We start from the raw sequence: 26,906 nt of genomic DNA, 5'->3' as shown, positions 1-26,906 counted from the left end.
ATAGTTTTGAATCTCCTACCCTTGCTTTAGAAAATTTATTTATAATTTGTGAACGAAAATTATGAGCCAACCTATAAAAAATCATATTTGCGAAGAACAATTGTTTGAGCGTTTATACAAAAAACACTCAAAGAATTTGCATGATTTTTTGTACTACAAATTTGGCGATCACTTAAATCCAAGTGATAAAGTACAGGAAGCTTTTATAAAATTATGGCAAAACTGTAGCAAAGTTTCACCAGATAAGGCTAAGAGTTTTTTATTTACCACTGCAAACAATCTAATGCTCAATGCTGTTGCCCACAGAAAAGTAGTTTTAAAATACGAGAAATTACCTCAAAAAAATTCAACTAATGAAAATCCTGAGTTTCTTTTACGTGAAAAGGAATATCATGACAAACTACAAAAGGCACTTGAAAAATTAACCGAAGCTCAACGTGTTGCCTTTTTAATGAACAGAGTTGAAGGCAAAAAATTTAAAGAGATTGCAGACCTTTTGGATATTTCTACTAAAGCAGTAGAAAAGCGAATTTATGGCGCACTAGCTAAGCTACGAGAAGATATAGATGAATTATAAAAATAATTGGGGTAGGAATTTTTAGAACTCAACTGTTCTATTGTTGAAATGTAATTATGACAAGAGAAGAACTCATACAAAAATGGTTAGATCATAGCCTTAACCCTGAAGAGCAAAAAGCTTTTGAGCAGTTGGAGGACTATAAAGATTTAATACAACTAAACAGTGCTTTACAATCTTTTAAGTCTCCTGAATTCTCTGTGGATAAAAATTACGAGGCATTAAAACATAAGTTAAATACAAGAACGTCACAATCTTGGCATAAGCCATTACTTAAAATTGCTGCCATTTTAGCAATTTGCTTAAGCGTCTATTACTATACAACAACCTTAGACAGCACATTCAATACTGAGATTGCATCGCAAACAACTATAAAACTACCTGATGCTTCTGAAGTTATTCTTAATGCAAACTCTAATTTAGTTTTTAACGAAAATAACTGGAACAACAAGCGTGAAGTACAGCTTAATGGCGAAGCGTTTTTTAAAGTTGCGAAAGGTGAAAGATTTGATGTGGTTACTAAAGATGGTATTGTGAGCGTCCTTGGTACGCAATTTAATGTAAAGCAACGTGATGGTTTTTTTGAAGTGAGATGTTATGAAGGTTTGGTAGGTGTTAAAACAAAAGACAACTATACAGAACTACAACCAGGAAATGGTTTAAAAATAATTGATGGGAAGTTATTTGCCAATGAAAAAGAAATCACTACGCAGCCAAGTTGGTTGCGTGGTGAAAGCAACTTCATAAGTGCACCTCTTAAACATGTTATTACTGAATTAGAGAATTATTATGACATAAAAATAGTTGTAGATAAAGCAGATGCTAACCGACTATATACTGGTGGTTTTACTCATAAAAATCTAGATTTAGCATTGCAATCTGTAACAATACCATTAAATTTAAGCTATAGAAAGTCTGGAACTTCTATTGTATTAAAGCGTGAATAAACTTATACATCGTATTGTTTTATTTCTACTAATTATTACCTTCTCTAATCTTGCAAACTGTCAAAAAGAGGAACCGCAACAACTCGTTCATATTCTAGAAATTTTAGAAAAACGCTATGAAGTAAAGTTTTCCTTTGAGACAAAAACCATTCTTAATATTGAGCTATACCCTTTAAAAGAGGACCTTTCTTTAAATGAAGCTTTAGAAAAACTAAAGTCAATTACCAACCTTAATTTTGAAGTTTTAAGCAAACGTTTTATTGCTATTACACCAAGCGATAAAATAGTACACAGACTAGAGGAGGTAGTTGTTAACAACTACCTATCTAGAGGTATTTCAAAAACTAATAATGGTACCATTACAGTAGACGCCAATGCGTTTGATATTTTACCAGGCCTAATAGAGCCAGATGTTTTGCAAATTGTACAGAATTTACCTGGTGTTGTAAGTGTAGATGAACGTATTTCCAACATAAACGTACGAGGTGGCACCAACGACCAAAATCTTATTCTATATGAAGGCATACGCATGTACCAATCTGGGCATTTTTTTGGATTGATTTCGGCATTTAATCCTTACTTATCAAATGACATACGTATTTCTAAAAATGGCACAAGTGCACTTTATGGTGATGGTGTTTCTAGTACTATTTCTATTAAAAACATAGATGAATTAGATAACAATTTTAATGCAGGTTTAGGTAGTAATTTACTTAGTGTTGATGGCTTTGCTAAGATCCCTTTAAGTAAAAAAACTGAACTACAATTATCTGCAAGGCGTTCTTTTACTGATGTGTTAGTTTCCAAAACTTACGATGCCTATTTTGATAGAATCTTTAGAGACTCTGAGCTCAATACAGCAAACGATGTTAATACACTCTTAGCTTTAGATGAGCGATTTTTGTTTTATGATATAAATACTAAATTTCTTTATGACATTAACGATACTTCTAAGCTAAGAATCAACCTGCTAAATATTTACAACAATTTAGATTACAATCGGGTTTTTGTTAATTCCAATAACAATATCCAAGAAACTAGAAGCGTACTCAACCAAGTAAGCTATGGTGCTAGCGCCACTTACTCTAAAATATTTAAGAACAATGTTCACACTTCTGCGCAGCTGTATTATTCTAATTACGATTTAGATGCCCAAAATAACGATATAACTAATAGTCAATTACTCATTCAAGAAAACAAAGTTGAAGACTATGGACTACGTTTAGACATTAAAAAAATTATAGACAATGATATTGAAGTTAGAGGTGGTTATCAATTTAACGAAGTTGGTGTTACTAATTTTGAAGATGTATCTAATCCAGACTTTACTCGATTGGTAAAAGAGATTGTAAGAACACATGCTATTTTTGGTGAGACAGAACGCTATTCAAAATCTCGAAACACATATATACGCTTAGGTGCGCGTATCAGCTATTTTGAAAAGCTAAAAGATCTAGTACTTGAGCCCAGATTTGCTTTTAATCAAAAAATCTTAGACTATATAAGATTAGAGGTTTTAGGTGAACTAAAAAGCCAGACTATTTCTCAAGTTATAGACCTACAGCAAGACTTTTTTGGTATTGAAAAACGACGTTGGCAATTGTCTAATTTAGAAAGTGTTCCTCTTGTAAAAAGCCAGCAAGTTTCACTCGGGTTAAGCTACAACCAAAACAACTTATTGGTTTCGCTTGAAGGGTATTACAAAAACGTAGAAGGTATTACTGCTCAGAGTCAAGGATTTCAAAATCAATTTCAGTTTGTAAATGATATAGGTGCTTATACTGTTACAGGTTTAGATTTTTTGATAAATAAACGCTTCAACAATTTTAGTACGTGGCTCAGTTATACCCTAAGTAATAATGACTGTAAATTTGATGTGATTAATGAAGGCGAACCCTTCCCTAATACCGTAGATTTAACACATGTTGCAAATGCTTCACTGACTTACAGTTTAAACAACTTCAAAATTGGTTTAGGGCTTAATTGGCATTCTGGAAGAACTTACACAAAACCTTTAGAAACACAAGACAACAGTAATTCAGCTATAGAATATCAAAGTCCTAACAACTCTAGGTTAGCAGACTATTTTAGAGCCGACTTATCTGCCATTTATAAATTTCAAATTTCCAAAAAAGGCGTAAAAGCTGAGGCTGGTGCTTCGGTATGGAATATGTTTAACCAAAACAACATTATAAACCGTTATTATACTTTAGACATAGACAACAACATTGTTGAAATTGACAATAAATCTTTAAAGTTCACACCTAATTTAAGTTTTAGAGTTAATTTCTAATGAAAGAAAATTTAAGGATTACCATTTGCTGTAGATTCTTCCTTTTGCTTTTGTTTTTCAATATTTTTTTTAATTTTTTCTATTGCAGACTCAATAGATTTATCTGGCTCTATGAGATTATATTTCCCCCAAAAATCCGGATCCGAAAAACCCGATATAGCATCGGTTATAATAACAGTTGGTCTTAACTTATCTTTATTTTTTATTCTTTGTTCGGTTGAGTTGATTTCCCAATCAGTTACGGCCATTTCACTTGAAAGTGAATAAACCTTATTAAAAATTTCTCGCTTTTTATTCACTTTAAATTCCAAAAACAAATTAGAATAACTGTAATACCACTTTCCACCTCTTTCTTTATAATTAACCTTATAATTGGCTTCTAGAGGGTAAACGATAACATTACTTGGCTTCTTTTTTACTAAAAGATTTTTACTTCTACTTTTATTGCTAAGGTCTAAGGAATAATCTGCACTCACTAATGCCAAAGATTCGACATCTATAAACAGTTTACCGTTATAACTATAATTTAACGCATTATTTTTAGGACTAAAATTAACCACGTAAACATTTCTGTTATTAATGTTGGATGGTTTGTCAAATGAAAAGTTATAGCTATCTATTGTGGCTTCAGTAAAGATGTATTCAGGATATTTCATGATATCCAAATAGATAGTTGAAAATGGACCGCCTTGTAATTTTACAGAGACAGTATCTAATCGTTTATAATCTGTACTTTTCCTAGCTTTATTTAAAGATATTGCGTCTGCTACCGGAGATTTGTTTGGATATTTTAAAATGTTAACTACAGCTTCTGTTAGCGATACATTTCTATTTCTACGTTTAATGGTTTCCCTGTAAAAAGCAGTCATGTAAACCGATTCGTCCTGATGGTTTTTGTTCTTATTACCAAACACTGTTCTAACCAAGCTTTCTGCATTCTTAAAGGCAGAGATATTAACCTCTGAAAGTTCCGTAACCGATCTATACAATTCAATCGTATTATTGCTATCAGACAATTCAGATAATGTAACAACTTTAGTGTTATAGCCCAAAAAACTAATAATGACTTTAGAATCTAAATATTCTTTTGAGACTTTTAACACAAACTCACCTTCGGAGTTGGTAATGGTACTCACATTAGTTTCATTAACATTTAGGCTAACTGCTTCTAGAGCCTTATTTGTTTTACCATCAACTACTTTACCGCTATATTCTGAGAAATCCTCTTGAGCAGTTAAAGTAAATGTCACCAACAAAACAGTAAGAAATGTGTTGGCTAAAGTTTTAAAATACAGTGTAGTTTTCATAGCATGATTCATTAATTTTAACCTCTTCTAAGATACCTAAAATTAGGCAAACAATTTTATAGCAATTTGTTAAAACTCCTATAATGCTATGTTAGGTAGGATACTTCTCAATACATCTACATGCGCTCTGGCACATCAATACCTAATACGCTAAATGCATTTTTAATGGTTTGTCCAACTGTTTTAGATAATTGGACTCTAAAGATTTTCTCATCTTCTTTGTCAGCACCAAGAATAGATACATTTTGATAGAACGAATTAAAATCTTTTACTAAATCGTAAGTATAATTAGCAATTAATGCAGGACTATGTTGTTCTGCTGCATTTTGAATGATTTCAGGAAATTGTTCTAGTTGTTTAAGAAGGTCTCTTTCCTTATCATGAAGTGATACTTCAGCAGCATTTAGATTTACATTTTCATCAATACTCGATTTTCTTAATATAGATTGAATCCTAGCATAAGTATATTGAATAAATGGCCCTGTATTACCTTGAAAATCTATAGATTCTTTTGGATCAAATAAAATTCGCTTTTTGGGATCTACCTTTAAGATATAATACTTTAGCGCACCCAAACCAATGGTTTTGTAAAGTGCTTTTTTATCGGCTTCTGAATAATCGTCTAGCTTACCTAGTTCTTTAGAAATTTCTTCGGCAGTATCAGTCATTTCTTGTATAAGATCATCAGCATCAACTACAGTTCCTTCCCTACTCTTCATTTTACCACTTGGTAAATCTACCATACCATAACTAAGGTGATATAGGTTTTTTGCCCAATCAAATCCCAATTTTTTAAGAATTAAAAACAACACCTTAAAGTGATAGTCTTGCTCATTACCAACAGTATAAACCATACCACCAACATCTGGATAATCTTTTATACGCTGAATAGCAGTACCAATATCTTGAGTCATGTAAACCGCAGTACCATCAGCTCTTAGCACTATTTTTTCATCAAGACCGTCTTCGGTTAAATCACACCAAACCGAACCATCTTCTTTCTTATAGAAAACACCACTTTTTAAACCTTCGGCTACAAACTCTTTACCTAATAGATAGGTTTGGCTTTCGTAATAATACTCATCAAAGTCTACACCAATAGCTTTGTAAGTAGCTTCAAAACCATCATAAACCCAGCCGTTCATTTTTTCCCAAAGCGCTACAACTTCAGTATTTCCTGCTTCCCATTGTCTGAGCATTTCTTGGGCTTCTAAAAGTATTGTTGCATTCTTTTTGGCTTCTTCTTCAGACTGTCCTTGAGCAACTAATTGTGAAATCTCTAGTTTGTAAGCTTTATCAAATTCCACATAATAATTCCCAACAAGTTTATCACCTTTTAATCCAGTAGATTCAGGTGTTTCACCATTACCAAAACGCTGCCAAGCCAACATACTTTTACAAATATGAATGCCTCTATCGTTTATAATCTGCGTTTTGTAAACTTTCTTTCCTGAAGCTTTCAAAATCTCAGAAACCGAATAGCCCAAAAGCACATTTCTAACATGGCCTAAATGCAATGGCTTGTTGGTATTGGGTGAGGAGTATTCTACCATTATGGCTTTATCATCCTTTAAATCAGCAAAACCGTATTTAGTTAGATCTTTAATTTTATTGAAGAAATTAATGTAATAGGAATCATCAATTTCTATGTTCAAAAAGCCTTTAACCACATTAAACCCTTTAACCAAGGTAACGTTATCTTGAAGGTATTGACCAATCTGCTCACCAATAACTACAGGGTTTCCTTTTACCACGCGCAACATCGGAAAAACTACAACAGTAATATCGCCAGCAAACTCCTTGCGAGTTGCCTGAAATTCTACAGATTCTAAATCTGCCTGAAACAAGCCCTTAACAGCTGCTTTTACATGTAATTCTAAAGTATCCTGAAGTTTCATTCTCTTAGTTAATTTTGCTTTTAAAAACGCATGCAAAGATAGGTGTTTTATTATTCTATTAAGAGTTTAGAGCATCATAATTCCCTATTTTTAAAGACTCATTAAAACATCAATTAAAAATGGAACGAAAATCGCACCTCCTTAGAGGGATTCCTGTCTTAGCTTCGCTAAATATTAAGAAGACTGTAGACTTTTATAAAAACAAACTAGGGTTTAATAAAGTTGGTTATTTAGACGACAATTATGCTGTAATTGCACGTGATAATTTTGTGGTTCATTTCTGGAAGTGTAACGACAAAATTCACCCAGAAAACACAAGTTGTTATGTAGATGTTGAGGATATCGACACACTCTATGAAGAGTTAAAAACTTTCGATGTAATTCACCCTAAAGGCACCTTAAAAAATCACCCTTATGGTATGCGCGAATTTGCTATTTTAGATCTCGACGGAAACTTGATTAAATTTGGTCAAGAAATTGAAAATTAAAATATAGAATCTGTAATGTAATTGCCCTCCTACATTAATTTCAAAATACTGAATTTCAAAACATTACATCAAATATGCATTTCATCGATAAAATGGTCGTTTTCCTATGATTTTTGCCGTTAATCGATTCAACTTTTTTTTCGTGAATTTCATCTGTCATTTCATCTAATTTATTAGCATTAAATCCTAATAATTAGCGTATTTAAGCACATTATGGCATTTTTGGTAGGCTATTAACAAATGTCCCAAACATTAAATGAGGCTTTATAATCGAACATTAACCGCGTTGTTTTTGTTTAGTGTTGACTTACTTTTTATACCCCTCAATAAAAGTTACGTAAACCAAAACATAACACTTCGTCTATCAACCGCTAAATGATGAAGCAGTTAATGATATTAACTGTTTGTCTAATAACTTTCATTGGTTTTTCCCAAAATGAAAGAATAGACGACCTTACGGTAAAATTAGCTTACCAAGAAGCCGATTCTACCAAAGTTGATATCTCGTTAATGCTAATTGATGAACTATATGCTGTTAAAGATTATGACAAGGCTTTACTTTACATAAACCAGACAGCCAAACTTTCGGAAAATTTAAATTACACAAAAGGTCTTGCAGAAAGCACCTACTACAGAGCGCTAATCTACACGCAACTGAATGATTATTTCAATGCCATTGATAATTATGACAAATCCAGAAAATTTTATTTGCAGATAAGCGACACTCTTGGTGTGGCTAAAGTGAGCAATAGTATTGGACTCATAGAAATAAAACGTGGCAATTACGCTGTTGGTCTCAAAAACTCTTTATCAGCAATTGACATTTTTGAAAAGCAAAATCTTTTTGACGAGCTCAGTTCTGCTTACAATAATTTGGCAGAAGCCTATTTTAAAACTAATCAGATTGATAAAGCTATAGATTTTAATTTCAAAGCACTCGATGTTAGAAAAAGAATCAATGATCGAGCTGGCATAATTACCTCTACCAAAAACATTGCAGAACTTTACTCTCTTAGGAAAGAACATCGTAAGGCTATTGAATACTATGAGAATGTTTTAGAGATGTTAAATCCTACCAAAGACCAAAACTTACGTGGTGAGATATTGCCAAAACTTGGTAGTGAGTACTTACAATTTAAAGAATATGACAAAGCTTCAGATTATCTTGTAGAAGGTTTAAAGTATAATAGGAAACAAAACAACCAAGAAGGTATTCTATTAGCATTAAACGCAATCGGTAATTTAAACCTTCAAAAACAAAAAGTTAAGTTAGCAGAGATTCAACTTAATGAGGCTTATGATATTGCTCAAAGAATTGACAACAAACCAGCACTTTTAGAAAACTACAAGCTTCATATTGCATTAGACTCAACTCGTGGTTATTTTCAAAATGCATTTTTCTGGCAAAACAAATATTACGATTTAAAGGATGAATTATCAAAAATAGACCAACCTGTTTTTCCTATTGATACTGAACCTTTGGATTTGAATAATGCGAATCCTATTGAACAAGAAATAGATAATTTTGACGAGGAGCAAAACAATCAAACCAAAAATAGCTGGCTTAATAATCCATTAGTACTATATGGCGCACTTGCCGCAACTGCTATTTTTCTTACGCTGTTATTACTAAACTATTTGAAAAGTAAAAAATATAGAGAGACAATAATAGAACAGCGAGAAAAACTAAAGCAAGAACAGACCCGAAGTGAAGCTATATTAGAGCAGGTACATCACCTAGAGGAAGTTAACCAAGTGAAGGATAAACTCTTCTCAATAGTTTCTCACGATTTAAAAGACTCCATTTCATCTATTAAAGCCTTTTTAGATTTATTAAAAGAAGACAGTATTTCTAAAGAAGAGTTTCGGGAATTAATACCAGAGCTAAGTGAAAATGCCAACAATGCATCTTCACTTTTGTTCAATTTATTGAACTGGTCTAAATCCCAAATGCAGAATTTAGAACCAAACCCAGAGTTATTTAATATTCAAGACGTTTTTCACACTAAAATGGCATTAGTTGAGCAAAAAGTTGAAGACAAACGCATTGTACTCATCGATGAATCTCAACGCGATTTTGTATATGCTGATAAGAGCATGATAGAAATCGTCATTCAGAATTTAATCACCAATGCTGTTAAGTTTAGTAGAACTGGTGATGTTATTACAGTATCTAACCAAGATGTTAATGGCAAAGCTCTAATTTGTGTTGAAGATACAGGTGTTGGTATTTCTGAGGAAAATATCAAAAAACTTTTTAATGCTAACAAAAACTTTACAACTGTTGGCACTAAAAATGAAAAAGGTACAGGTCTTGGATTAACAATAGCCAAAGATTTAGTGGAACTTAACAATGGACGTATTTGGGTAGAAAGTAACGTAAACGTTGGTAGCAAATTCTTTATCGAACTTCCTAAGTCAGCACCGAAAGCCTAACCTAAGAAGTCTTTGGCAAAAACACCTCAGCCATCATACAGCGTGCACTTCCGCCTCCACAAGTTTCAATGGTTTCTAATGAACTTGAGATAATTGGACAGTGCTTTTCAATTTTATTAATCTGATCTTTATTTAAGCTTTTAAAAGCTGCCTCACTCATTATTAAGTAGCGTTGGTCATTCTTTCCGCGAAGTTGCAACATGTTGCCAGCAAATTGATGCATTTGTGCTTCTGTAATTGCAATAATTTCCTTACCACCTTCTTTTAAATGCTTAACCACATTTTTACGCTCTTTTTTGTCATCTATGGAATCTAGGCAAATCACAGCAAAGGTTTCTGCCAAGCACATCATAACATTGGTATGGTAAATTGGTAAACGCTTGCCTTCAACAGTTTGGTTGGCAACAAAGACTACAGGAGTATATTCAAAATCTTCGCAAAACTCAATAAATAAATCTTCATCTGCTCTTGGTGATAATGCACAGTATGCCTTTCTGTTAACACGATCTAAAATTAGGCTACCTGTACCTTCTAAAAACACCCCTTCATCTTCAGCAGAGGTATAGTCTACAATATTTTCAATTTTAAACCCTTCATTTTCCAATCTAATAAATACCTCATCGCGTCGCTCTTTGCGTCTATTTTCAGCAAACATTGGGTATAAAGCCACATCACCATTACTGTGAAAACTTACCCAGTTGTTAGGAAAAATAGAATCTGGAGTGTCCATTAATTTATCATCATGTTCTACAACAACATTAATTCCAACAGCTTTTAATTTCTCTACAAAGGCATCAAATTCTTCTTGTGCTTTAGCATTGATTTCCACATTTTTTAAATCAAGATCTTCCTGAAAATAGTTGTTTACAGCAGTCTGCTCATTCATCCTAAAACTCACAGGACGTATCATTAAAATGGTATTGGTTGTTTGTTGCATTATCCAATTTTTGAAAGTGATGCAAAATTAGTCTTTTTTCTCCTCTGAAATTTACCAGATTAACACTTTTTAGATTTAAAATCTTTAAGTTTGGATGACAATTATTCAACAAATGAAAAAACTCATCATTATACTTTTGGTACTTGCATCCTGCACAGAAAAAAGTAACAATTCTGAAAACATCGATTTCACGACGGTTTTTGAAAAAAGCAACGGTACTGAAACCGCAACCTATCACGAGACCATTCAGTTTTATACGGATTTGGCCAACAATTATAGAGAAATCTCAATCCGTGAAATTGGCGAAACTGATTCAGGCGAGCCCTTGCATATTGTAATTTTCAATCCAACTCAAGTTCATAATGATTTCAATCTTTTAAGAGATAAAAACAGAATTATGCTTATCAATAATGGCATTCATCCTGGTGAATCCGATGGCATCGATGCAACCATGATGCTGTACAGAGATTTAGTTCAAGGAAAAGTTGAAGCACCTAAGCATACTATTATAGTAACCATACCTATTTATAATGTTGGTGGAAGTCTTAACCGAAATTCTGGTACGCGCACCAATCAAAATGGCCCTAAAGAATATGGTTTTAGAGGCAATGCACGCAATTACGATTTAAACAGAGATTTTATAAAATGTGACACCAAAAATGCAAGGACCTTTGCTGAAATTTATCATTTGGTTCAGCCAGATGTCTTTATCGATAACCATGTAAGCAATGGTGCTGATTATCAATACATCTTAACGCATTTATTTACCCAACACAATAAATTGGGTGGCAATATGGGAGCTTATCTTCATTTGGAAATGATGCCAAAATTAGAACAAAAACTAGCAAAAAAAGACTGGGATATTACACCTTATGTTAATGTATTCAACCGAACTCCAGAATCTGGTTTTTCGCAGTTTATGGATTCCCCACGTTATTCTACAGGCTATACCACATTGTTTAACACACTTGGCATGATGGTAGAAACGCACATGCTAAAACCTTACAAACAAAGAGTTGAAGGTACTTACGAGCTAATGAAAAGCATGATAGAAATTACCGAAGAAGATGCGGATAAAATAGCTGAGCTAAGAAGAATCCAACAAACTAAATGGAAGCAAGGAGACAGCTATCCTATTACGTGGACAGTAGATACCACAAAATCAACAACACTGCAATTTAAAGGTTATGAAGGTGAAATGATTCCTAGTGAATTAACAGGTGCCCAACGTTTAAAATATGACAGAACTAAACCTTTCACAAAAGATGTGGCTTATCAAAACTTTTTTTTGGCAACGGATTCTGTTACCATTCCAAAGGCATACGTCATTCCACAAGGTTGGCACAATGTGATAGATTTACTTAAATTGAATAAGGTAGAGCTAACTCCGTTTGAAAGAGATACTACATTAACTGTAGAATCTTATAGAATTGATGATTACAAAACCAGAACATCTCCATACGAAGGACATTATCCACATTACAATGTTAAGGTAAAAGCCTCTAAAGAAAACATCACTTTTAGACAAGGAGATTATTTGGTAATAACCGATCAAAAAGCAATACGTTACCTTATAGAAACCTTAGAGCCTACTGCACCAGATTCTTTTTTTAATTGGAATTTCTTTGACACCATTTTACAGCAAAAAGAAGGATTCTCCCCTTATGTTTGGGAGGACAAAGCCAAACAACTTCTAAGAGAAAACCCAAGGTTACAAATTGAGTACAATGTTAAAATAAGCTATGATGAAGCGTTTGCCAATAACTGGTTTGCCCAACTCGATTGGCTGCACAAAAAAAGCAAACACTACGAAAAAGCGCATTTGCAGTATCCTGTTTATAGGAATTATTAGCCTTGACCTTATAAATATTTCAGCTAAATTCGTTTAGTATTATATAAAATATTAAAACGATGTCATATTAAGTCGTTGTAATGCATTTGAGGAATGAACGATATTTCAATTAACATAAAAGAAGAATTTTTCAAAGTTTGGTTAGAAAAAGAACTTCTGCCAAATTTTGAAAATTGGGTTTATGAATCAATGGAATTAAAAGAGAAGTTAAATCCGAATTCTTATTACGAACTTCTCTCTATCAATTATAAAAAAGAAAATGCACATTCAGAATTAAAAAAAATTATTGAAAAACAAATAAGTCAAAGCGAAGTTGAAAAGTGGAAAATCAAGAGAGATTTATTAAAAGCAAAAAGCCGAATTGGTAATTACTCGAAATCAATCAGGAACTTTTACACTTTGTATTGTAAAGGTTATGATTTTATGGAAAATTTAGCTTTCGATTATGGATTATCTCTTGAATGCCCATACAAATATTACAGAACGGAAACATTCGAACAATTAACTAAAGCCCAAAAACAGATTTTGATTAATGATTGTTATCCAGATATAATTAATGAAATTGATAGAGTATTGAACTGGATTCAAAGTGAAAAAATAATCCTAACAGGAAAAACTAATGAATTTGGAAAATTAGAATACATTGATAATCGATCTGAATTAGAAAAAGATAATTATAAAGAAAAAAAGAAAACTTTAGAAAAAGGGAAATGGTGGGAATTTTGGAAATAAAAACACAATATAACATAGTACATAAGTAATTATCTGTTCTAGCCTACTTACAAATATTTCTACAAAATATTATACTCGTTTTTATTTGCTTAATTAGTTGCTAAACTACTCAAACATTCATCCCAAAAACCCTTAAATAACCCACCTAAAAGCTCAAAAATATTTATTTACACATCCTCGTAAAACCAATCAAAAAATACTATAATTTTGTATAAAATTTTAATAGCGTATTGCGCTCTAAATGAATAAATACATTGTCGTAAATCAGCCTGAAAACTGGAACTTTTCAACAGGCAATATCAACGTCATTTCCTCACAAGATTACCTTACCAATCCAAAATATGCCCTTTTAAAAAACGCACGTATTTTTAATTTGTGTAAGGATTATTCGTACCAATCCAAAGGCTATTACGTATCGCTTTTGGCAGAAGCCAGAGGGCATTTGCCAATTCCTACTACTAAAAATATTGTAGATTTAAAAACACTAAAACTTGTTAGGATTGTTTCCGATGAGTTTGATGATGAAATTCAGAAAAGCCTTAAAAATATTAAGTCAAGAGAATTTACGCTAAGCATCTACTTTGGGCAAAATGTAGCTCAAAAGTATAAAGTATTGAGCACATTATTTTACAAACATTTTCAAGTACCTTTTTTGCGTGTTAAATTCAATTATAACAACAAATGGAATGTACAGAGCATAAAGGCAATTTCAGAATCTGAAATTCCGGTAGAACATATTGCTAGTGTGCGCGAATTTGCCAATCAGTATTTTTCAAAAAAACGTTATGATACTGCAAAAGTAAGTAACTACGATTTTGACTTGGCAATATTGGTTAACCCAAATGATCCTGCACCACCGAGCAACCCTAAAGCCCTAAAAAAGTTTGTGGACATTGCCGAGAAGATGAATATCTACGCAGAAATTATAGAACCTAAAGATTTGTCTCGACTATCTTCTTTTGATGCCTTATTCTTAAGACAAAGCACCGAAGTAAACAATGAAGCATACACTTTTTCCAGAAAGGCTCAGCAAGAAGGTATTGCAATCATTGACTATCCTGATGCTATTTTAAAATGCTGTAATAAGGTTTACATGGCAGAGGCCTTACAAAATGCTAATATTGACACTCCAAAAACAGTTATAGTTCATAACAACAATAGAAATTCAGTACTAAAGGAAACAGGATTGCCTTGTGTACTCAAGGCACCAGACTCTACATTTTCTTTTGGCGTAAAAAAAGCTAATACTAAAGAGGAGTTTGATACGCTGGTAACAGAAATGTTGAAAGAATCAGACCTTATCATTGCTCAAGAGTTTTGTCCTTCGGATTACGATTGGCGCATTGGTATTATTGACAACAAGCCTTTTTATGCCTGTCGTTATTACATGGCTAAAGGTCACTGGCAAATCTATAATTGGAAAGCCAAAAAGAAAACCGAACAAGACGGTAATGCCGATTGTATGGCTATTGAAGATGTACCAAAAAATGTCATAGACATGGCATTAAAATCCGCAAAACTTATGGGCGAAGGCCTTTATGGTATTGATATTAAAGTAGTGGACGGAAAGCTTATGGTTATTGAGATTAATGATAATCCAAACATTGATTTTGGTGTTGAGGATTTACACTATGGAGATTTGGTATATACCGAAATACTCTCCGCACTAAAAAAACGATTAGACTAAAAAATGGCAAAAAAATATCATTTATTCGAAGTTTATGGAATAGAACTTGAATACATGTTGGTAAATAAAAATACGTTTAAAGTTGCGCCACAAGTGGATGAACTTTTAACAAAAAAAGCAGGGAAAATCACCTCTGATATTAACAATGGCGACATAGCATGGAGCAACGAACTTGTGGCACATGTTGTTGAATTAAAAACGAATGGACCAACCTCTAACATAGATGATTTAGCTTCAAAATTTCATGCAAATGTTTTAGAGATAGATGGGCTTTTAAGTAACCTACAATTAAAATTATTAGGATCTGCTGCTCATCCATTGATGAATCCTGATACAGATACACAGCTTTGGAAACACAGTTATAGTGAGGTTTATGCACTTTACAATACGATTTTTAACTGTAAAGGTCATGGATGGAGCAATGTGCAGAGTACACATCTTAATCTACCATTTAATGATGATAAGGAATTTGAAAAACTACACGCAGCCATAAGAATCATTCTGCCTTTGCTTCCAGGAATTTGTGCAAGTTCACCAATCTTAGAAGGGAAAATTACAGGCTTCATGGATACGCGCTTAGAGTTTTATAAAACCAACCAAAAGGAAATCCCAGATTTAACTGGTATGGTTATTCCTGAGAGGGTATTTTCAAAATTAGATTATCATGCGTCTATTTTTGAACCTATTAAGCGTGCCATGAGACCTTATGACAAGAATAAAATTTTAGATCATCATTTTTTAAATTCTCGTGGCGCCATAGCACGTTTCGACAGAAATGCGATTGAAATACGATTAATGGATATTCAAGAATGTCCAAAGGCTGACATAGCCATCTGTGCTTTTGTAATTGAGGTATTGAAAGCCATCATTAACAAAGAATTTTGTACGTTGCAAGCTCAAAAACTTTGGACAAAACAAGAATTATTTTTGATTTTAGATGAAGGCATTAAAAACGGTGAAAATAGTATAATTGAAAATATACCTTATTTAAAGCTGTTTGGCTTAAACAAAGTTTCAACAATGAACGACGTTTGGAAACACCTATACAAAAAGGTAAAACCACAAATTCATAAGAATCATCACGAATCTATTGAGCTCATTTTAGAAGAAGGTACTTTATCTACAAGACTTTTAAAAGCTATTGGAAAAGACATCTCTGATGCCCAAATCATTGAAGTTTATCAAAAGCTTCAAGATTGCTTAATAAAAAATAAAATGTTTCAACCTTGAAACTTGTCTTGACCTGCGAGCATGGAGGTAATGTTATACCAAAAGCTTATGCCCAACAGTTTACGGATAAAGAAGTTTTAAAGACCCATCGTGGTTTTGATCTTGGTGCTTTGGATGTATTTGAATATTTAGAACCATTAGCTGATGCATCATTTTATAGTAAAAATTCGCGCTTATTGATAGAACTCAATAGGTCTTTGTTTCACAAACAGTTGTTTTCTGAATTCACAAAATCTTTATCTAGAGCCCAAAAAAATAGCATTATCGAAACCTATTACTTGCCTTACAGGACAGCTGTTGAGCATAAAATAGCAAATCTAATAGCTTCAAATAATAAGGTACTGCATTTATCCATTCATAGTTTTACACCACAGTTAAATGGTAATATTCGCAACTGTGATATAGGTTTATTGTACGACTCACAAAAAAAAGAAGAACAAGAGTTTTGCAAATACTTTAAAACAGAAATTTTAAACTATAATTCGAATTTAAATGTACGCTTTAATTATCCGTATTTAGGTAAGTCTGACGGTTTCACTACATTTTTAAGGAAGCAATTTCCAAATAACTATCTAGGTATTGAGATAGAAGTGAACCAAAAGTTTTGCAAAAACAACAAAATGAATACTGAAATAAAGGAGAATTTATTTAAAACTATTGATAAGCTGAGTAAGTAGACATATACCTAAAATGATTACATCAAAATCCTAATATTGGCATAACTATTCTCCATAGCCTCCTGTAAGGCTTTTTGGTCTAACCATTCTACTCTGGTGATACCTTCATTTTCTTGCGGATAAAGCTTGCCTTTAAACTTAGTTTTCATTTCAAACCAATAGGTAATTTTAATTTTATGCTTACCATTACGCTTAAAAATATGATAAGTAGTTGGTAATGCTTTTGTTATTTTAAGACCTTTAACCCCTGTTTCCTCTTCTACCTCCCTGACAGCAGTCTCTTCAATAGATTCTTTTCCTTCTATTTTACCTTTTGGTAAGTCCCATTTATTGTTCCTGTAAATAAAAAGGATTTCGTCATTGGCATTGTAGGCTTTACCACCACCTGCAACAACGTTAGGTAAAAGTTTAAGAAAATGCTTTAAGAGCTTATCAGGATTATGGTGAATTAAGCGTACTTCCTTAATATCCGTAGTATTAAGTATTTTTATAACCTTACCTATATTGACAGATTTAAGAAGGAAAGATTTAAAATCAGTCTCCTTTTCAACTTTTGTAGTTAAAATTATAGGCTTATCACCTACATAAATAGTATACATGGATTTGGTTAGTTATAACTAATCAAATATAAAAGTATTATTTTTTATTAAACCACTTTTAAACTTAGAATTAAATTAGTTTTAAAATTTAAAAACTTATAAAATTCATTAATTTTGCAGCATGATTTTTAATAAAGATACCGCTAAAAAAACCGCAGAAGTTTTATTGCAAATCAATGCTATAAAACTACAACCTAATGAGCCTTTCACATGGGCTTCTGGCTGGAAATCACCAATATATTGTGACAATAGAATTGTCTTATCTTATCCTCTGATAAGAAATTATATTAGGGAGACCATGGCAAAACATATCGAAGCACAATATGGAAAGCCAGATGTTATTGCTGGTGTAGCAACAGGTGCTATTGGAATTGGTGCCTTAGTGGCAGAGTACTTAAACCTTCCATTTGTTTACGTAAGACCAGAAGCAAAAAAACATGGTCGCCAAAACCAAATTGAAGGCCATATAGAAAAAGGGCAAACTGTTGTTGTGGTAGAGGACTTAATAAGTACTGGTAAAAGTAGTCTAAATGCTGTTGACGCGTTGAGAGAAGCAGAAGTTAACATCAAAGGTATGGTAGCTATTTTTTCTTACGGATTTGATGTGGCAGAAAAAAACTTTAAGGACGCCAATGTAGAACTACACACGCTTGGTAACTACGAAAATCTTTTAGAACAAGCTTTAGACACCAACTATATTACACAAGCAGAGCAAGATATTTTAGCACAATGGAATGCCAACCCTAGTGAATGGAACGCTAATTGATATATCTGATGTGGATTCGTTTAGTCGTGTATTTGATTATTTGAATATACTAAATAGCTTCATAGTAATCTCTAAACGAATAAACAATAAAACGTATAAACTTATTTAAACATGAATTTAGAATCACCAAGAGTAACTTTAGATAAATCAGCAGAAGAAATGTTCAATTTCTTATCAGACCTTAAAAATTTTGAAATTTTAATGCCAGAGAACATAAGTAAATTTGAAGTTCTTGAAGAAGACAAATTCCTTTTTGCATTAAAAGGCATGCCAGAAATAGTACTTAAGAAGAAGGAAGAAGTTCCTCACAGCAAAATTGTTTTAGGTGCTGCTGGCGGAAAATTAGATTTCTCATTAGTAGGCCATATCGCAGAAGTTGAAGCTAACAAAAGTGAAATTCAATTAACTTTTAGTGGTGAATTTAATGCCATGATGGCCATGATGATAAAGGGGCCTATCAATAAGTTTATTGAGACCTTAGTAACCAATATGAAAACTGCGGTTTAGTAAAGCAAGGTTACTTCCTTTAAGTCAAAGGTTTTGATAATATCATCTTCTGTCCAAACATTTAGTTTGCCAGATTCTGTTACACCTTTAATTATTCCAGAAAAAGTAACACCATTTTCTAATTTAAATGTTGAAGGCTTATCCTTTCTAAATAATAGTGCTTTGTATTGCGCTTTTATTTCTGAGTAGTTTTTAGCATCAAGTAGCTTAAAATAATTTTGAAATTCTGTTAGAATACCTGATAGAACTTCATCCTTATCATAAACAACCCCAGTTAGCAAAGTCATAGAAGTTGCTTTAGGTAAGTTTTCAAAATACCTCTGATTAACATTTAATCCAAAACCAATAATAGAACCTTTAAGCTGATTTTGTTTGATAACATTTTCTATAAGTGTACCACAAATTTTTTGGCTTGCTGACAAAATGTCGTTAGGCCATTTTATAGATAATTTTGGTATTTTTAAACTATCAAGCGCCTTACATATTGCTAAAGCTACTGCCATACTTATATAGAATTGCTTCTCAACCTCAACAGAACCAACCTCTTTAAACACACTAGCCGTCAGGTTTTTACCATCTTCTGTTTGCCATGTTGTTCCCATTTGCCCTCTTCCCTGAGTTTGATAATCAGCAACAACAACCGTAAAATCCTTTGGTATATTAACTGAAGACATGGCCTTAAGGTAACTGTTTGTTGAGTCAATGGCATCAAGTTTGATTATGTACATACAAATAGAGGTTTATTTTTATAGTTTTCTTATGACAATTAGCATTTACAAGAACTAAAAAAATAATAACTTTGCATAAATTTAATTCAATTTAATGACGAAAGAAAAAACTAGTGCAGACCAACTCATTACAACAATCATAGCTGGAATAGAAGAGGTTAAAGGAAAAGAAATTACAATTTTAGATTTAAGAGATATTGAAAATACGGTTTGCGATTATTTTATAGTTTGTGAAGGTACTTCTAACACACAAGTTAACGCAATCGTCAACTCCATACAAAAGCTAGTAAGCAAAACCACCAAAGACAAACCTTGGCATGTAGAAGGAACAGATAATGCTGAGTGGGTTTTAATGGATTATGTAAATGTTGTAGTACATGTGTTTCAAAAACACATAAGAGAATACTACGACATAGAAAGTCTTTGGGGAGACGCTAAAATGACGCAAATAGAAACAAGTTACTAAAAGAGAAAAAGCTAATAATGGCAAAAGACAATAAAAATTTAAATAAAAAACCTAAAGTAAATCCTTATTGGATCTACGGAGTAATCATTGCTATATTCTTATCAATTCAATTATTCTCCGGTGGATTTGGTGGATCTACAGGTTTACAGATTAATCCATCTCAGTTTATCGAATACTTAGACAAGGGTGATGTAGCTAAGGTAGAAATTGTAAACAAACGTGAAGCTCGAGTCTATTTAACTAAAGAAGCTCAACAACAAGAAGTTCATAAAAAATCGAAGCCAAATACTATTTTGCCTTCGGTAACAGCTATCCCAAATTATAAATTTGAATTTGGTGACCTTCAGAACTTTGAAAAAGATATTAGAAAAAGTATAGAAGATAATAATCTCAATACTGTTGTTGAGTATGAAACAGAACAAAACGTTTGGGGAGATTTCTTACTTACGCTTCTACCTTTCATTCTTATTATTGGTGTTTGGATTTTTATAATGAGACGTATGTCATCTGGCGGCGGTGGCGGAGCTGGTGGACAGATTTTCAATATTGGAAAATCTAAAGCCAAACTTTTTGATGAGAAATCAGACACTAAGACATCTTTTAAAGATGTGGCAGGTTTAGAAGGTGCAAAAGAAGAAGTACAAGAGATTGTAGACTTTTTAAAATTCCCAGAAAAATATACTTCTCTTGGTGGTAAAATACCTAAAGGAGCATTACTTGTAGGACCTCCAGGAACAGGTAAAACATTATTAGCAAAAGCTGTAGCCGGTGAAGCTAAAGTACCTTTCTTTTCATTATCAGGATCGGATTTTGTTGAAATGTTCGTTGGTGTAGGTGCATCACGTGTACGTGACTTATTTAAGCAAGCTAAAGAGAAGTCGCCTTCAATTATTTTTATTGACGAGATTGATGCTATTGGTAGAGCAAGAGGAAAAAACAACTTCTCTGGTTCTAATGACGAGAGAGAAAACACTCTAAATCAATTATTAACTGAGATGGATGGTTTTGGTACAAACACAAATGTTATTGTACTTGCAGCAACCAACCGAGCAGATGTTTTAGATAGTGCTTTAATGCGTGCAGGTCGTTTTGACAGACAGATTTATGTAGATCTTCCAGATGTTAGAGAACGTAAAGAAATATTTGAAGTACACCTTCGTCCACTTAAAAAAGAAGAAACCTTAGATATCGATTTCTTGGCAAAACAAACACCAGGTTTCTCTGGAGCTGACATTGCTAATGTTTGTAATGAAGCGGCTTTAATTGCCGCAAGAAAAGGTAAAAAAGCAGTTAACAAACAAGATTTCTTAGACGCTGTAGATAGAATTATAGGTGGTTTAGAAAAGAAAAACAAAATCATAACTCCTGATGAAAAACGCGCAGTAGCCTTCCACGAAGCTGGTCATGCAACTATAAGTTGGATGTTAGAACATGCTGCACCTTTGGTAAAGGTTACTATTGTACCCAGAGGTCGTTCTCTCGGTGCTGCTTGGTATTTACCAGAAGAGCGCCTTATTGTAAGACCTGAGCAAATGCTAGATGAGATGTGCGCTGCTTTAGGTGGTAGAGCTGCTGAACAGGTTATTTTTGGTAAAATTTCTACTGGTGCATTGAGTGATTTAGAAAAAGTAACCAAACAAGCTAGAGCCATGGTTACCATTTATGGTCTAAGTGATAAAGTAGGAAACTTAACTTATTATGACTCATCTGGGCAATCTGAATACGGATTTACAAAACCTTACAGTGAGCAGACTGCAGAACTTATTGATAAGGAAATTTCTGATATTATTGAAACACAATATAAGCGAGCGGTAAAACTTCTTGAAGAAAATAAAGACAAACTCACTGAACTTGCCGAAGTACTACTAGATAAAGAGGTGATTTTCAAGGACAACCTAGAAAAAATATTTGGAAAACGTGCTTTCGATAAAGAGGAAACAGTCGTAGAAGAAAAAGAATAAACTACCCTGTAATCATATAAAAAACTTAAATTGACTTTATGTTAATTTAAGTTTTTTTATATTTGAGAAGTGCACTAACCTAGGATTAATAGTAGCGGTTGAATGAGCTTATTTCGTAAACTCTTCGGAAAAAAATCAAATCAGTCCGAAGAACAAATACCAAATCAAGAACGTGGCAAGTATATGCCTGAAATTAAATTGCCTGCCGATGAACGTTTTACCATAAACTTCAAAGCAAATGGAGGCAAGTTCTTGTATTGTGAAAACATGAACGAAGTTAAGGAAAGTTTCAATTCTATTTTAGAAGAAAATCAATGGCACAATGACAAAGTATTTGTTATTGATCAGAGGCTGTTAGACCTATTTAAAGATTTTAAGCTTAACAGTACTAACAAAGTTTCTGAAAGCAAGTACTTTTTATCTACCTGCGAGTATTTAATTTCTGATGATGGTTCTCTGTTGATTTCATCTAATCAAATCGCAGAGAAAAAACTCAAAGAACTACCAGAGCATTTTATTATCTATGCTACGACAAGTCAATTCGCAGAGAGCATTGGTGAGGGCCTTAAAGGCATTAAGGCAAAAAGTAAATCTAAAATCCCAACTAACATTACCACTATAAAGCATTTTAAAACAGCTGACGATAAAGATTTTCTCACCTATGGAAGTAGTGCCAAAAACCTATATCTACTTCTCCTAGAAGATTTGTAATGAAAGAATTCTCTATAAGAGCTATATCTGGCACAATCTATGTTTTATTACTCATTGGGTCTTTATATATGCAAAATGCTCTCACTGCATTACTTGCTTTGTTTGGAATTTTAAGCTTAGCTGAATTCAGCAACCTTATTAAGTTAAAATCTTTTGCCCAGTATGTAATTTTTATTTTACTTTTTGGTGGATTTTGGTACTTATGCCTTTGGAATAAAAACACAACTGGTAGTGACGAAGCCATTCAGATTTTATTGGTCACCACTATATTTGTTAATCTTATTCTTATTAAGGATCTATTTACAACGAAACGAATACCTATTTTCGACTCAAAAAGTTTTATTGTAACAACCTTCTATCTGACCAGTGGTTTTATTTTTATGTTACTCATAGCTAATTATAAAAATACATTCACGCCTCTTTTACTTCTAGGAAGTTTTATACTCATATGGGTTAATGACAGTGCAGCCTACTTAGTGGGTAAAAATTTTGGCAAGCAAAAGTTATTCCCCAGTATTTCGCCAAAAAAAACAGTTGAAGGGTTCCTTGGTGGTTTATTTTTTGCTTGTATAGCAAGTCACTTCATCGCTAAGTACACCGAAACATTGGGCTTTACAAGTTGGTTAATAATGGCTATAATTGTAAGTGTCTTGGGTACGTTTGGTGATTTAATAGAGTCTAAATTTAAACGTCAGGCAGGTGTAAAAGATAGTGGAGTTATAATGCCTGGTCATGGAGGGCTTTTAGACCGATTAGATAGTATTATCTTTGCATCACCTTTTATATATTTGTTTTTAAGAATACTAAGCTATGTTTCATAAAGAAGGTCATAAAATTATATTTATCACATTAGTCCTAGTAGTAGGCTCATTTTTTATAATAGATGAGTTTATCACAAATGAATGGATTAGAAAAGGTTTAATGATAGCTATACTCATTTTCTTTATTCTTATTCTTCAATTTTTTAGAAATCCAAAACGTCATACTCATGCTAATGAAAAACAAGCTTTATCCCCTGTTGATGGTAAAGTAGTTGTCATAGAAGAGGTGATGGAAAATGAAGTTCTTAAAGATAAACGCATTCAGGTTTCCGTATTTATGTCGCCTATTAATGTGCATGTTACAAGATATCCTATAAGCGGAAATGTGAGCTTTAGCAAATACCATCCAGGTAAATATTTAGTAGCTTGGCACCCTAAGGCTAGTGAAGAAAATGAACGCACAACCGTTGTAGTTGAAAATGAAAATTTTGGTAAAGTATTATATCGCCAAATTGCAGGTGCACTTGCCAAGCGAATTGTAAACTATGCTACTGTAAATTCTAAAGCTATACAAGGGGAAGACTCCGGATTTATAAAATTTGGCTCTAGAGTAGATTTATTTTTACCTTTAGATGCCGAGATTAAGGTAAAACTTAATCAGAAAGTTAGAGGTGGTGAAAGTATTATTGCCGAAATGAAATGACATCAGAAGATTTAAATAAGGAGTTTGAAGATGCTGTAGAGCGCATTAATACCCATATAGACCCATTTCCTGCTGATTTTTTACTTCGCTTATACGCCTATTACAAAAAAGCTACAAATGATTACGGAAGACCAAGTAGTCGGAAGCCCATCATCAACGCCTTTAAAACCAATGCCCTTTTTCAGGTACAGGATATTACTCCTGATGAAGCCAAAAGAGAGTACATTAACTTAGTTAATACTTACTTTTTGTATAGAAAGTGATTATTTAATATTAGTTAGATACCTTAGGCAAGTTTACCCCTTGCTTTAAGATCATAAAGCCCATTGCAATTAACCAAACAACTTTAACATGAAATAGCGGCTTGTAAATCTCAAAATTGTCAGGTATACTAAGAATTATTCCCATAGCAGCTAATCCCAGCAGTAAAGTAAACCAACCTAGCCACTTACTCACAATATGCCATTTTAAAAAAGCATATCCCAACAATACAAGACCAACACCAGAAAATATTCTACCAAAACGTATAAAACATGTTACATATTGATTTGTGAACAAAATATCATTCATAAATGTACTTATTTCTGTAGCCGTCATCCCAGAAGTTTGACCAACACCCCAAGCACCGAAATTATAATAATAGGCATTCGCTATTGCCAATGAAAACGTTCCAATTATAACCATACCAGCACCAGGTAAAATAATAACTCTAAAGGGTTTTCTTGCTGTAACGGAAACCAAAGCAAATAAAGCAATACCCATAGTTACCCAACCAAAAATATGAACACGATACATCCAAATCCAAGTCCATACATTTTCTCCTATAGCCTCAAAATCCGAAGCTTTGATATACTCTCCTATATGATGTGGCGATAACGCCCATCCTAACCATAATAATAGGGCTCCTAATACAAATGCCCATCCTGTAAATCTAGTCTCAAAATCTTTTTGGATTTGTTTCATGATTGTGTTCTTTTTTGTTTTTAAAAAGTTAAGTTATAGATACAACACTCAACATTATGTAACATATGTTACATAAATGATAAATTTGATATCATTATATTTCAAATTAAAGAGGTAATTTAGCTTAGGATAGTATATGACAACTAATCAAAACTATATCATTACTAGACTAACCGCATTATGGGCATTAAATGAATGTGGTTTGGGAGGATTTATGCATGCCTTAGGATCACCGTTTACCGGTATTTTGGTTGGTGGCATCTCTATTTTACTTATTACACTTATTGCTTCGAATAGTTCTAACATTAAGAATTCAATAGTAAAAGCGTTATGTATAGTTTTGTTGGTGAAACTAACTGTTAGCCCACACTCACCGGTTACGGCTTATTTTGCCGTTTCTTTTCAAGCATTTTTAAGTATAGCTTTATACAATTTATTTTCAATTAATAAAGTGACTATTTTATGCCTAGGCATGTTAACTTTTTTTGAATCTGCAGTGCAAAAAATTTTAACACTGACCATTATTTATGGCAAATCATTATGGCTGGCAATAGATACCTATCTAGATTGGATAACTTCCAGTTTTAATATAACGTCATTTAAGGTATCGTCTACCTTCTTAGCAATCAACTATATATCGTTCTATATTTTTACTGGTTTAATGACAGGTTTTATAATTATAAAAATCATCAAATCTATAGATATGATAGATACTATAAAAATAGATTTCAATTCTATAGATAATGCAACACAAAGCAAAAACGGAAGTCAGTCAAGAAATTCTATCAAATTAGCCAAGTTCTGGTTAATTACCATTTTAATCATTCTCCTACCATTATTATTATTTGGAGGAAATCAATTTGGATGGAAAGCTGGGCTTTACGTTGTTGCAAGAAGTTTACTTATTATTGGGTTGTGGTACCTGTTACTTGCACCAATCATTATGAAAGGCATTAATATCTTTTTAGGCAAAAGAGAAACAAAATATAAAGCTGAAATTGATGTCATTCTTAAACTTTTACCACACCTAAAGTCTATAATAAGCTATGCTTGGAAGGAAAGTAAATCCCTAAAGGGAATTAATAGAGTACAGAGTTTTTTAGCAAAAAGTATTGTTTATAGTATACATTTTAATCCCTCTAATCATTGATTTATATAGTTTCTGGAAAAATTGAATCTGGTAAAAGTTCATTTCTTTATAGTTGGATTGAAAACAAGTCTAATATTAGTGGTATACTTTGTCTTAAAGATTCAAACTATATACGACATATCTACGACATAAAATCGAAAGATATTTTTAGAATTCAGACAAATAATATTGAAGAAACCACAATATCAATTGGACGCTTTCATTTTTTGAAATCTGCCTTTAAAAAAGCTAATACAATTTTAAAAAGGGCTTGTACTCAACAAGATACTGGATTTATAATTATCGATGAACTTGGAAAGCTAGAGTTAGAGAATAAAGGATTGCATCCTTCAGCTCAATTGATTATTGAAAAAACCAGAAACAATGAAAACTTACATAGTATTCTTGTGATAAGAACAACATTGTTTAATTCCGTACTCAAGCATTACGACATTACTGACTACAAGACATTAAAATAACTCACACGTAATCGCTTAACAGAAATGTAACAATGGTTACATAACATTTAATATTTTAAATGTAATTTGTTT

26 protein-coding genes are annotated in these 26,906 nt (G+C 32.7%); 20 read left to right on the top strand and 6 right to left on the bottom strand.

Features of this window, described 5'->3' with window-relative positions:
- The first annotated feature begins 61 nt into the window (after positions 1 to 61).
- Genes ACPX19_RS08420 through ACPX19_RS08410 form a run of 3 tightly spaced genes read left to right on the top strand, consistent with a single transcriptional unit; the run spans position 62 to position 3,817 of the window.
- The gene (locus tag ACPX19_RS08420) at positions 62 to 577 is read left to right on the top strand and encodes an RNA polymerase sigma factor (RefSeq protein ID WP_426429559.1); all 516 of its coding nucleotides are present in this window, start codon (positions 62 to 64) and stop codon (positions 575 to 577) included.
- 56 nt (positions 578 to 633) lie between these two features.
- On the top strand, positions 634 to 1,524 hold the full coding sequence (locus ACPX19_RS08415; protein WP_426429558.1) for a FecR family protein: 891 nt from the start codon (positions 634 to 636) through the stop codon (positions 1,522 to 1,524).
- Positions 1,517 to 3,817: a TonB-dependent receptor domain-containing protein gene (locus ACPX19_RS08410; protein WP_426429557.1), complete on the top strand. Its 2,301-nt coding sequence runs from the start codon at positions 1,517 to 1,519 to the stop codon at positions 3,815 to 3,817. The genes ACPX19_RS08415 and ACPX19_RS08410 overlap by 8 nt, the downstream gene beginning before the upstream one ends.
- 11 nt (positions 3,818 to 3,828) lie before the next feature.
- On the opposite strand, the gene ACPX19_RS08405 is transcribed toward ACPX19_RS08410, so the two are convergent.
- Complete coding sequence (locus ACPX19_RS08405; RefSeq protein ID WP_426429556.1) at positions 3,829 to 5,124, bottom strand: carboxypeptidase-like regulatory domain-containing protein; 1,296 nt, start codon at positions 5,122 to 5,124, stop codon at positions 3,829 to 3,831.
- Between the two features lie 116 nt (positions 5,125 to 5,240).
- Positions 5,241 to 7,022, bottom strand: coding sequence for an arginine--tRNA ligase (gene argS, locus ACPX19_RS08400; RefSeq protein WP_426429555.1), 1,782 nt, complete (start codon positions 7,020 to 7,022; stop codon positions 5,241 to 5,243).
- Positions 7,023 to 7,141: 119 nt separating this feature from the next.
- Between argS and ACPX19_RS08395 the strand changes: the two genes are divergently transcribed.
- Together ACPX19_RS08395 and ACPX19_RS08390 are read left to right on the top strand one after the other, a co-directional pair.
- Positions 7,142 to 7,510, top strand: coding sequence for a bleomycin resistance protein (locus ACPX19_RS08395; protein WP_426429554.1), 369 nt, complete (start codon positions 7,142 to 7,144; stop codon positions 7,508 to 7,510).
- Between the two features lie 375 nt (positions 7,511 to 7,885).
- Complete coding sequence (locus tag ACPX19_RS08390; protein ID WP_426429553.1) at positions 7,886 to 9,946, top strand: tetratricopeptide repeat-containing sensor histidine kinase; 2,061 nt, start codon at positions 7,886 to 7,888, stop codon at positions 9,944 to 9,946.
- A gap of 1 nt (position 9,947) precedes the next feature.
- On the opposite strand, the gene ctlX is transcribed toward ACPX19_RS08390, so the two are convergent.
- The gene (gene ctlX / locus ACPX19_RS08385; RefSeq protein ID WP_426429552.1) at positions 9,948 to 10,883 is read right to left on the bottom strand and encodes a citrulline utilization hydrolase CtlX; all 936 of its coding nucleotides are present in this window, start codon (positions 10,881 to 10,883) and stop codon (positions 9,948 to 9,950) included.
- A 112-nt stretch (positions 10,884 to 10,995) separates the two neighbouring features.
- Here ctlX and ACPX19_RS08380 point away from each other — a divergent pair, with 112 nt between their 5' ends.
- The 5 genes from ACPX19_RS08380 (at position 10,996) to ACPX19_RS08360 (ending at position 17,061) form a co-directional block, all read left to right on the top strand.
- Complete coding sequence (locus tag ACPX19_RS08380) at positions 10,996 to 12,735, top strand: M14 family metallopeptidase (protein WP_426429551.1); 1,740 nt, start codon at positions 10,996 to 10,998, stop codon at positions 12,733 to 12,735.
- Between the two features lie 93 nt (positions 12,736 to 12,828).
- The gene (locus tag ACPX19_RS08375; RefSeq protein WP_426429550.1) at positions 12,829 to 13,467 is read left to right on the top strand and encodes a hypothetical protein; all 639 of its coding nucleotides are present in this window, start codon (positions 12,829 to 12,831) and stop codon (positions 13,465 to 13,467) included.
- Positions 13,468 to 13,708: 241 nt separating this feature from the next.
- On the top strand, positions 13,709 to 15,154 hold the full coding sequence (locus ACPX19_RS08370) for a RimK family protein (RefSeq protein WP_426429549.1): 1,446 nt from the start codon (positions 13,709 to 13,711) through the stop codon (positions 15,152 to 15,154).
- A 3-nt stretch (positions 15,155 to 15,157) separates the two neighbouring features.
- Complete coding sequence (locus ACPX19_RS08365; protein ID WP_426429548.1) at positions 15,158 to 16,384, top strand: glutamate-cysteine ligase family protein; 1,227 nt, start codon at positions 15,158 to 15,160, stop codon at positions 16,382 to 16,384.
- Positions 16,381 to 17,061, top strand: a complete 681-nt coding sequence (locus tag ACPX19_RS08360) for an N-formylglutamate amidohydrolase (RefSeq protein WP_426429547.1) — start codon at positions 16,381 to 16,383, stop codon at positions 17,059 to 17,061. The genes ACPX19_RS08365 and ACPX19_RS08360 overlap by 4 nt, the downstream gene beginning before the upstream one ends.
- A 17-nt stretch (positions 17,062 to 17,078) precedes the next feature.
- Here the strand turns inward: ACPX19_RS08360 and ACPX19_RS08355 are convergent, their stop codons facing one another.
- Positions 17,079 to 17,660, bottom strand: a complete 582-nt coding sequence (locus ACPX19_RS08355; RefSeq protein WP_426429546.1) for an NUDIX hydrolase — start codon at positions 17,658 to 17,660, stop codon at positions 17,079 to 17,081.
- Between the two features lie 121 nt (positions 17,661 to 17,781).
- Between ACPX19_RS08355 and pyrE the strand changes: the two genes are divergently transcribed.
- A complete protein-coding gene (gene pyrE, locus ACPX19_RS08350) occupies positions 17,782 to 18,426 on the top strand; it encodes an orotate phosphoribosyltransferase (protein WP_426429545.1) in 645 nt (214 codons plus the stop codon).
- Between the two features lie 111 nt (positions 18,427 to 18,537).
- The gene (locus ACPX19_RS08345) at positions 18,538 to 18,933 is read left to right on the top strand and encodes an SRPBCC family protein (protein ID WP_426429544.1); all 396 of its coding nucleotides are present in this window, start codon (positions 18,538 to 18,540) and stop codon (positions 18,931 to 18,933) included.
- On the opposite strand, the gene ACPX19_RS08340 is transcribed toward ACPX19_RS08345, so the two are convergent.
- Positions 18,930 to 19,661, bottom strand: a complete 732-nt coding sequence (locus ACPX19_RS08340) for a biotin--[acetyl-CoA-carboxylase] ligase (protein ID WP_426429543.1) — start codon at positions 19,659 to 19,661, stop codon at positions 18,930 to 18,932. The genes ACPX19_RS08345 and ACPX19_RS08340 overlap by 4 nt on opposite strands.
- A 94-nt stretch (positions 19,662 to 19,755) precedes the next feature.
- On the opposite strand from ACPX19_RS08340, the gene rsfS reads away from it, so the two are divergent.
- From rsfS to ACPX19_RS08310, 6 genes are all read left to right on the top strand, one after another.
- The gene (rsfS, locus tag ACPX19_RS08335; protein ID WP_243471111.1) at positions 19,756 to 20,127 is read left to right on the top strand and encodes a ribosome silencing factor; all 372 of its coding nucleotides are present in this window, start codon (positions 19,756 to 19,758) and stop codon (positions 20,125 to 20,127) included.
- A 17-nt stretch (positions 20,128 to 20,144) separates the two neighbouring features.
- Positions 20,145 to 22,088 carry an ATP-dependent zinc metalloprotease FtsH gene (gene ftsH / locus ACPX19_RS08330; RefSeq protein WP_426429542.1) on the top strand — a complete coding sequence of 648 codons (1,944 nt, stop codon included), beginning with the start codon at positions 20,145 to 20,147 and terminating at the stop codon, positions 22,086 to 22,088.
- A 102-nt stretch (positions 22,089 to 22,190) separates the two neighbouring features.
- Positions 22,191 to 22,799, top strand: coding sequence for an LUD domain-containing protein (locus ACPX19_RS08325; RefSeq protein ID WP_426429541.1), 609 nt, complete (start codon positions 22,191 to 22,193; stop codon positions 22,797 to 22,799).
- Complete coding sequence (locus tag ACPX19_RS08320; protein WP_426429540.1) at positions 22,799 to 23,620, top strand: phosphatidate cytidylyltransferase; 822 nt, start codon at positions 22,799 to 22,801, stop codon at positions 23,618 to 23,620. Before ACPX19_RS08325 ends, ACPX19_RS08320 begins: the two co-directional genes overlap by 1 nt.
- Entirely contained in the window at positions 23,610 to 24,263 is a 654-nt protein-coding gene (locus ACPX19_RS08315; RefSeq protein WP_426429539.1) for a phosphatidylserine decarboxylase family protein, read from the top strand. The genes ACPX19_RS08320 and ACPX19_RS08315 overlap by 11 nt, the downstream gene beginning before the upstream one ends.
- On the top strand, positions 24,260 to 24,526 hold the full coding sequence (locus ACPX19_RS08310; RefSeq protein WP_426429538.1) for an acyl-CoA-binding protein: 267 nt from the start codon (positions 24,260 to 24,262) through the stop codon (positions 24,524 to 24,526). The genes ACPX19_RS08315 and ACPX19_RS08310 overlap by 4 nt, the downstream gene beginning before the upstream one ends.
- Before the next feature lie 10 nt (positions 24,527 to 24,536).
- On the opposite strand, the gene ACPX19_RS08305 is transcribed toward ACPX19_RS08310, so the two are convergent.
- Positions 24,537 to 25,226, bottom strand: coding sequence for a hypothetical protein (locus tag ACPX19_RS08305; RefSeq protein WP_426429537.1), 690 nt, complete (start codon positions 25,224 to 25,226; stop codon positions 24,537 to 24,539).
- Between the two features lie 136 nt (positions 25,227 to 25,362).
- Between ACPX19_RS08305 and ACPX19_RS08300 the strand changes: the two genes are divergently transcribed.
- Positions 25,363 to 26,376, top strand: coding sequence for a hypothetical protein (locus tag ACPX19_RS08300; protein WP_426429536.1), 1,014 nt, complete (start codon positions 25,363 to 25,365; stop codon positions 26,374 to 26,376).
- Positions 26,373 to 26,834: a nucleoside-triphosphatase gene (locus tag ACPX19_RS08295; protein ID WP_426429535.1), complete on the top strand. Its 462-nt coding sequence runs from the start codon at positions 26,373 to 26,375 to the stop codon at positions 26,832 to 26,834. The genes ACPX19_RS08300 and ACPX19_RS08295 overlap by 4 nt, the downstream gene beginning before the upstream one ends.
- Positions 26,835 to 26,906 lie beyond the last annotated feature (72 nt).

Source organism: Winogradskyella sp. HB-48 (genome assembly GCF_049942685.1).
GTDB lineage: Bacteria > Bacteroidota > Bacteroidia > Flavobacteriales > Flavobacteriaceae > Winogradskyella.
This window is presented reverse-complemented; position numbering and strand designations above follow the sequence as displayed.

Coding starts and splice junctions, on each gene's coding strand:
- ACPX19_RS08355 (WP_426429546.1), bottom strand. CDS start 17,660: ATGTATACTATTTATGTAGGTGATAAGCCTATAATTTTAACTACAAAA.
- ACPX19_RS08340 (WP_426429543.1), bottom strand. CDS start 19,661: ATGTACATAATCAAACTTGATGCCATTGACTCAACAAACAGTTACCTT.
- ACPX19_RS08390 (WP_426429553.1), top strand. CDS start 7,886: ATGATGAAGCAGTTAATGATATTAACTGTTTGTCTAATAACTTTCATT.
- ACPX19_RS08315 (WP_426429539.1), top strand. CDS start 23,610: ATGTTTCATAAAGAAGGTCATAAAATTATATTTATCACATTAGTCCTA.
- ACPX19_RS08415 (WP_426429558.1), top strand. CDS start 634: ATGACAAGAGAAGAACTCATACAAAAATGGTTAGATCATAGCCTTAAC.
- ctlX (WP_426429552.1), bottom strand. CDS start 10,883: ATGCAACAAACAACCAATACCATTTTAATGATACGTCCTGTGAGTTTT.
- argS (WP_426429555.1), bottom strand. CDS start 7,022: ATGAAACTTCAGGATACTTTAGAATTACATGTAAAAGCAGCTGTTAAG.
- ACPX19_RS08370 (WP_426429549.1), top strand. CDS start 13,709: ATGAATAAATACATTGTCGTAAATCAGCCTGAAAACTGGAACTTTTCA.
- ACPX19_RS08405 (WP_426429556.1), bottom strand. CDS start 5,124: ATGAAAACTACACTGTATTTTAAAACTTTAGCCAACACATTTCTTACT.
- ACPX19_RS08420 (WP_426429559.1), top strand. CDS start 62: ATGAGCCAACCTATAAAAAATCATATTTGCGAAGAACAATTGTTTGAG.
- ACPX19_RS08305 (WP_426429537.1), bottom strand. CDS start 25,226: ATGAAACAAATCCAAAAAGATTTTGAGACTAGATTTACAGGATGGGCA.
- rsfS (WP_243471111.1), top strand. CDS start 19,756: ATGACGAAAGAAAAAACTAGTGCAGACCAACTCATTACAACAATCATA.
- ACPX19_RS08375 (WP_426429550.1), top strand. CDS start 12,829: ATGAACGATATTTCAATTAACATAAAAGAAGAATTTTTCAAAGTTTGG.
- ACPX19_RS08365 (WP_426429548.1), top strand. CDS start 15,158: ATGGCAAAAAAATATCATTTATTCGAAGTTTATGGAATAGAACTTGAA.
- ACPX19_RS08320 (WP_426429540.1), top strand. CDS start 22,799: ATGAAAGAATTCTCTATAAGAGCTATATCTGGCACAATCTATGTTTTA.
- ACPX19_RS08395 (WP_426429554.1), top strand. CDS start 7,142: ATGGAACGAAAATCGCACCTCCTTAGAGGGATTCCTGTCTTAGCTTCG.
- ACPX19_RS08310 (WP_426429538.1), top strand. CDS start 24,260: ATGACATCAGAAGATTTAAATAAGGAGTTTGAAGATGCTGTAGAGCGC.
- ftsH (WP_426429542.1), top strand. CDS start 20,145: ATGGCAAAAGACAATAAAAATTTAAATAAAAAACCTAAAGTAAATCCT.
- pyrE (WP_426429545.1), top strand. CDS start 17,782: ATGATTTTTAATAAAGATACCGCTAAAAAAACCGCAGAAGTTTTATTG.
- ACPX19_RS08380 (WP_426429551.1), top strand. CDS start 10,996: ATGAAAAAACTCATCATTATACTTTTGGTACTTGCATCCTGCACAGAA.
- ACPX19_RS08345 (WP_426429544.1), top strand. CDS start 18,538: ATGAATTTAGAATCACCAAGAGTAACTTTAGATAAATCAGCAGAAGAA.
- ACPX19_RS08300 (WP_426429536.1), top strand. CDS start 25,363: ATGACAACTAATCAAAACTATATCATTACTAGACTAACCGCATTATGG.
- ACPX19_RS08325 (WP_426429541.1), top strand. CDS start 22,191: ATGAGCTTATTTCGTAAACTCTTCGGAAAAAAATCAAATCAGTCCGAA.